Source organism: Methanomicrobium sp. (genome assembly GCF_055145805.1).
Map to the genome: position 1 here is coordinate 1 of NZ_JBSREC010000125.1, position 5,520 is coordinate 5,520.

Sequence of the window (5,520 nt, forward strand, 5' to 3'; positions counted from 1 at the left end):
TTCACCGATATACTTTCATTTGAGGTGGAATTAAAAATGGCAAATGATCTACCAATTGCAGCAGTCGTAAGGATTGCAAAAAAGCACGGAGCAGAGAGAGTAGGCAGCGATGCTGCCCAGGCAATAGTTGACGCAGCAGAGTCTTACATTGCAAACCTCACAAAAGAGGCAAGCAAGTACGCACTTCACGCTGGAAGAAAGACTATCAAAAAGGAAGATGTTGACATGGCAGTAAATGCCTGAATTCTTTTCCTTTTCTGATATCAAAAACAAAAACAGCCGTAATTCAATTTTAAACAGAACTGTTATCACAGGTCTGAAAACCGATTATTAAAAGTCACGAAACTGATAATCATTTTCAGTTAAAAAAGTAGAAAAAGAAATTCTGCCGGCTTATGGCAGATATTTTATTGAATAATCCTAAAGAGTTCCTTTTGTACTTGGAATGCCTTTATCCGGGTCAACACGTGACGCAATCCTTAGAGATACACCAAATGCCTTGAAAAGTGCCTCACACATATGATGATCATTTCTTCCCGAAAATGAGATATTTGCGTTTATCTTTGCATTTGAACACAGGCTGTAGAAGAAATGCTCTATCAAATCTCCGGGAACAGGAAGGCCTCCTGAGAATTCACCGTCCATTACAAGATAAGGACGTCCGCCGAGGTCAAGTGTGACATATGCTATCGCCTCATCCATGGGAACAGCCATATGCGAGAACCTTTCAATGCCCTTTTTGTCACCTAAAGCTCCGTATATCGCCTGACCAAGAACAATTCCTATATCCTCCACCGTGTGGTGGCAGTCGACATCAAGATCGCCCGCTGCCTCAACATTCAGATCAAAACCGCCATGCCTTCCCATTGCATCAAGCATATGATCCAAAAACGGAATCTTTGTGTCTGCCTTAACGTTTCCCGAGCCGTCAAGACTGATTCCTACACTAACCCGGGTCTCTTTTGTCTCCCTTACAACTTCAAAATATCTCATCTGCATAACTCCAGTGTATCCTTTAGGGCTATTTTGCCGCTGTACAGCGCAGAACCCAGCACTATACCATCAACACCTATGCTTTTTAGTGTTGCGACGTCTGAAGCACAGGAGATGCCCCCTGCGGCTATCACAGGAACAGACGTACTCTCAACAAGTTTTCTTACAGGGCCTGCATCAATCCCGTTCTGCAGACCTTCCACATCAACATTTGTAAAAAGAAGGGCGCCGGCACCAAGAGATTCAAATTTCTCAGCCCATTCGATATAGTCTCCGGCGGACTGCTTCCATCCCCTGACAACAACCTGTCCGTCTTTTGCATCGACTCCGGCAACTATTGCATCTTTTCCGAATTCATCAGACAATATACTCACGGATTCAGGCTTATCTATTGCAAGTGTGCCCAGAATTACCCTGTCAACACCGGTATTAAGCCATGCCCGTGCATCATCTGCGCTTCTGATTCCGCCGCCAAGCTGAACAAAAACACCGGTCTCTGCAATCAGTTCCCTAATCAGTCCGGCATTTTTGCCGCTGCCACCAAATGCTCCGTCAAGATTTATCACATGAAGGGCATCAGCACCCTCATCTATCCACCTCTCTGCACATTTGAGGGGGCTTCCATATACTGTTGCATCCTCACGCTTTCCCTGGACAAGCTGAACACACCTGCCCCCGAGAATGTCAACTGCGGGAAATACTCTCATACACTCTACCTTATCATTCTCTCAATAGGAACTACAAGGATCTCTTTTGCACCGGCATGCTTTAAAGTGCTTACAAGAGAGTAGAGATGCTCTTCACTTACCACTGCATGGACTGCGAGCATGTTCTCATCTGATACGACATCCATCACAGTAGGACCTGACAGACCTGGCAGAACAGCTCTCACATCATCGAGATTTTTGCGTTCAACATTCATCATAAGATAACGCTGCCCGCGGGCACGGATTACGCTCTCTATTGCAGTACAGAACTCGTCAATCTTTCCGGAAAAAAATTCCCCGACATTGGGATTTCCAATAAGAATAGTGGTTGATTTTAAGATCTCATCTACAATTCTCAAATTATTGGTTGCAAGAGTTGTTCCCGAACTTGTCAGATCAACTATCGCGTCCGCAATCCCGAGATATGGCGCTGCCTCACAGGCACCTCCGACAGGAACAAGTGAAACCGAAACACCGAGATTTCCAAAGTATCTTTTGCATACACCCGGAAATTCAGTTGCAACCCTCATTCCCTCAAGCTGTTTCGGGTTCTGTATATCGGAATCGTCCTGGACTGCAAGAACCAGTTTTGCCATCCCTGATTTTAGATCCAGAAGTTCTGTTACTTCTGATCCTCTTTCAAGAACCATGTCCCGCCCGGTAATGCCTATATCGGCAGCACCGTTTGCGACATACTCGGGGATATCAACAGGTCTTGCAAACAAAACCTCAATTTCCGGATCAGATGTCTTTGTAATGAGTTTTCTTGTTCTGCTGTTCTCAAGTTTTAAACCGCCCGCCTCAACAAGTTCTATGATGGGATCGGCAATCCGGCCCTTGTTGGGTATAGCAAGCCGCAGAACATTTCTTTTTATTGTATTCCGGGTCATTCAATCAAAAAGTATTGTTTTTTAGAAGGTATTTAATTCACCGCGTATGACCCTCTGGGTAATCTCGGTGATATTCTCAAGGGAGTCATCAATTATAGCGTAAATCTCCTTCTCCATTGAAGTTTCGTCATTTGTTCCGTTTGAGATATACTGGGCACTTGCAACAAGAGGCTGATCAACCGGCTTTCCAATCTGTGAGAGGAGGCGGACGTATAGATCATCTATTCCGTCAATTTCTTTAACACATTTCTGTGCAATCTCGGTTGAGAGGAGGTTGTATATCTTTCCAATATGATTAATCGGATTCTTTCCGCTTGTAGCCTCCATACTCATCGGACGCTGTGGCGTAATAAGGCCGTTGCAGCGATTTCCACGACCAACACTGCCATCATCTCCCATCTCTGCGGATGTTCCGGTGACAGTTAAAAAGATACTGTTCTGATCAACTCTGTCCCCTGTATTAATGAAAACATTGACCTTCCGGCCTGTTGATGCAGATGCAACTTTTAATACATCCTCTTTTATGAACTCAACCGCTTCAAGATAATCTCCCATATCAGAGCAGAAACGGTCTACCATAGGGACACATAGTGTCAGGTCTATTGCGTCATCCTGTCGGAGTCCCATTATTTTGATGTCTGTCCCGATAACAGGATGTTTTGGTCTTACATTATTGTCGATGTGATCGGAAACACCAAGGATTATGCTCTCAAGGTCGCTGAACGGAGCATGTCCTATACCAAAAGAGGTGTCATTGGCGTGTGGAACAGTATTTCCTCCGCATGCCTTGAAAACATCACGGAGATCTGATGAACCTACACCCATCCTGCAGTCAACAATGATGTCATGATCCATATTTAAAAACTGAAGTGTTTCTTTTAAGTATTTTCTTGCCGCTTCCAGTGCGATGGAATCTGTAGGGATTGTAATACCTTCATAATTCTTTGTTGCCCTGCCTGTAAGAAGAGCATAAATCGGCCTTGTAACGGTTCCTCCACCGAACTTGGGGAGGGACTCTCCTGCGACAATTTCTCCCTGATCTGTGTTGTGGTGAAGGACTGCATCGCACTCCTCAAGGTAAGCCTTTGAAAGAGCTCTTGATACTGACTCTGCAATACCATCAGCAAGACTGTCGGGATGACCGATACACTTTCTTTCTACGATCTCTGTACGCTGCTTTTCAATAGGTGTCTGAAGGATATTTTCTATCCCGATATTTCTAACCATTTATTCCTCATTCTCCGAAAAATATTATTATTAGTAGTGGTATTTTATACATTAAAATATTACCATAAGACACATCCATTATCTGATTTGTAAAAAAAAATGTCTTAAATTAGCCTGAATACCAATAAAACAAATATTTGCCAAATTAAAAATATTGTCGTTTTTAAAAAAAGGCAGGAGTGTTATGAGAATTATTCTACCATCTGACTCTTACATCAGAGCGGATAGTCTGAACACATTTCCCGTCACGGAATATCCTTACAACTCCGCCTGATTCAGATACAGTCACACCTATTACAGGAAGGTCAAGAGTTATTGCCGCTGCTGCCAGATGCCTTCCGCCCATTCCGCCGGGAAGTTTTATAGAGCCCGTGTTTATGTTTAAGTATCTTCCCGCTGCAACGATTTTTCCCTCGTTGTCAACGACAAAGACACCATCCAGCTGGGAGAATTCTTTTACACTCTCCCAGTTATCCTCATTTTTGATATCACAGTCTTCAGGAGGCTGACCTTTATACGGGTTTATTATTGCCTGATGAGAATTTTTCAATATATCATCAGAATTACCGATTATAAAGGCTGTCCCAATCTTTCTGCCTTCCCGCCCTTCGATCGCAATATTAATTGCAAGTCTTAAAACGGCAGACATAACATCACGGTTTGCAATCCCGTCATAATCCCTGACATTTATAAATCCGGGACCTTCGATTATGTCATAAATGAGAATTGCATAAGGAAAAACTCCGACAACCTGCCCTTCCTCATAGTTTTTGGAAAGATAAATCTGAACTGCCGCATCGTGCAGATGCTTTTCGGAGATCTCAAGGATATCATGCATTGTGAGATCCTTTAAGACATCAAGCTGGAGATCCTCAACCCAGATAACAGGGATCTCTGACTGAAACGGAATTGGGTTTATGAATGAGACAATAGCTCTCGCTCCTATGCTGCATGCAATCTCCAAAGCCTTTTGCATCATCAGTCCGGGGTCGGCAGATACCATTAAATTAACATCATACCCGCTTATTTAAAGCATTTCCTGTAAAAGACGTGGAATATCAGATGGTTTTTTGGCTACAGTGACTCCCATCGACTCAAGGCGCCTTATCTTTGAACCTGCATCTCCCTCACCGCCTGCAACGATTGCACCGGCATGACCCATGCGTTTTTCAGGAGGTGCGGAGACACCCGCAATGTAGGTTACAATCGGAAGATCAGTAAATTCTGCACCCTCCTCTTCCAGGTTCCCGCCAACTTCGCCGATTAAAACAACCGCTTTCGTCTGCGAATCATCCTCAAATCTTTCCAGAACATCGACAAACGTCTGCCCTATAATTGGATCACCGCCAATTCCGGCAATAGTGCTCTGGCCGATTCCTGCCCGCGTCAGCTCATTTACAACCTCATATGTCAGAGTCCCGCTTCTTGAGACAACTCCCACATTTCCGGGTACCGATAAATGTGCAGGCATAATTCCAAGTTTTAACTCTCCGGGTGAGAGTGTTCCGGGGCAGTTCGGCCCGATTACGCTGCATCCTTCAAGTCGTGCATATGATATTGCCTTCATCGCGTCATGGACAGGTATATGCTCGGTTATTGCAACTACAAGCTCAAGTCCGTTGTATGCGGCTTCCATAATTGAGTCACCCGCAGCACCGCCCGGGACAAACAGAACACCTGCAGTTGCATCATGCTCTAAAAGT

Annotated in this window: 7 protein-coding genes; 1 reads left to right on the plus strand and 6 read right to left on the minus strand. The window is 44.3% G+C overall.

The features are described from left to right. Positions 1-36 precede the first annotated feature (36 nt). The gene (locus tag ACTB1O_RS11525) at positions 37-243 is read left to right on the plus strand and encodes a histone family protein (protein WP_462995290.1); all 207 of its coding nucleotides are present in this window, start codon (positions 37-39) and stop codon (positions 241-243) included. Positions 244-420: 177 nt separating this feature from the next. On the opposite strand, the gene hisB is transcribed toward ACTB1O_RS11525, so the two are convergent. The 6 genes from hisB to ACTB1O_RS11555 form a co-directional block, all read right to left on the minus strand. Continuing rightward, the gene (gene hisB, locus ACTB1O_RS11530) at positions 421-993 is read right to left on the minus strand and encodes an imidazoleglycerol-phosphate dehydratase HisB (RefSeq protein WP_462995284.1); all 573 of its coding nucleotides are present in this window, start codon (positions 991-993) and stop codon (positions 421-423) included. Next, positions 990-1,700 carry a 1-(5-phosphoribosyl)-5-[(5-phosphoribosylamino)methylideneamino]imidazole-4-carboxamide isomerase gene (gene hisA, locus ACTB1O_RS11535; protein ID WP_462995285.1) on the minus strand — a complete coding sequence of 237 codons (711 nt, stop codon included), beginning with the start codon at positions 1,698-1,700 and terminating at the stop codon, positions 990-992. Before hisA ends, hisB begins: the two co-directional genes overlap by 4 nt. 5 nt (positions 1,701-1,705) lie before the next feature. After that, a complete protein-coding gene (gene hisG, locus ACTB1O_RS11540) occupies positions 1,706-2,590 on the minus strand; it encodes an ATP phosphoribosyltransferase (protein WP_462995286.1) in 885 nt (294 codons plus the stop codon). Positions 2,591-2,611: 21 nt separating this feature from the next. Beyond that, a complete protein-coding gene (locus ACTB1O_RS11545) occupies positions 2,612-3,817 on the minus strand; it encodes a methionine adenosyltransferase (protein WP_462995287.1) in 1,206 nt (401 codons plus the stop codon). A gap of 196 nt (positions 3,818-4,013) precedes the next feature. Continuing rightward, positions 4,014-4,820, minus strand: a complete 807-nt coding sequence (locus ACTB1O_RS11550; RefSeq protein ID WP_462995288.1) for a DNA integrity scanning protein DisA nucleotide-binding domain protein — start codon at positions 4,818-4,820, stop codon at positions 4,014-4,016. Positions 4,821-4,844: 24 nt separating this feature from the next. Next, positions 4,845-5,520: succinate--CoA ligase subunit alpha (locus tag ACTB1O_RS11555; RefSeq protein WP_462995289.1), on the minus strand; the 676-nt coding region annotated here is incomplete at its 5' end.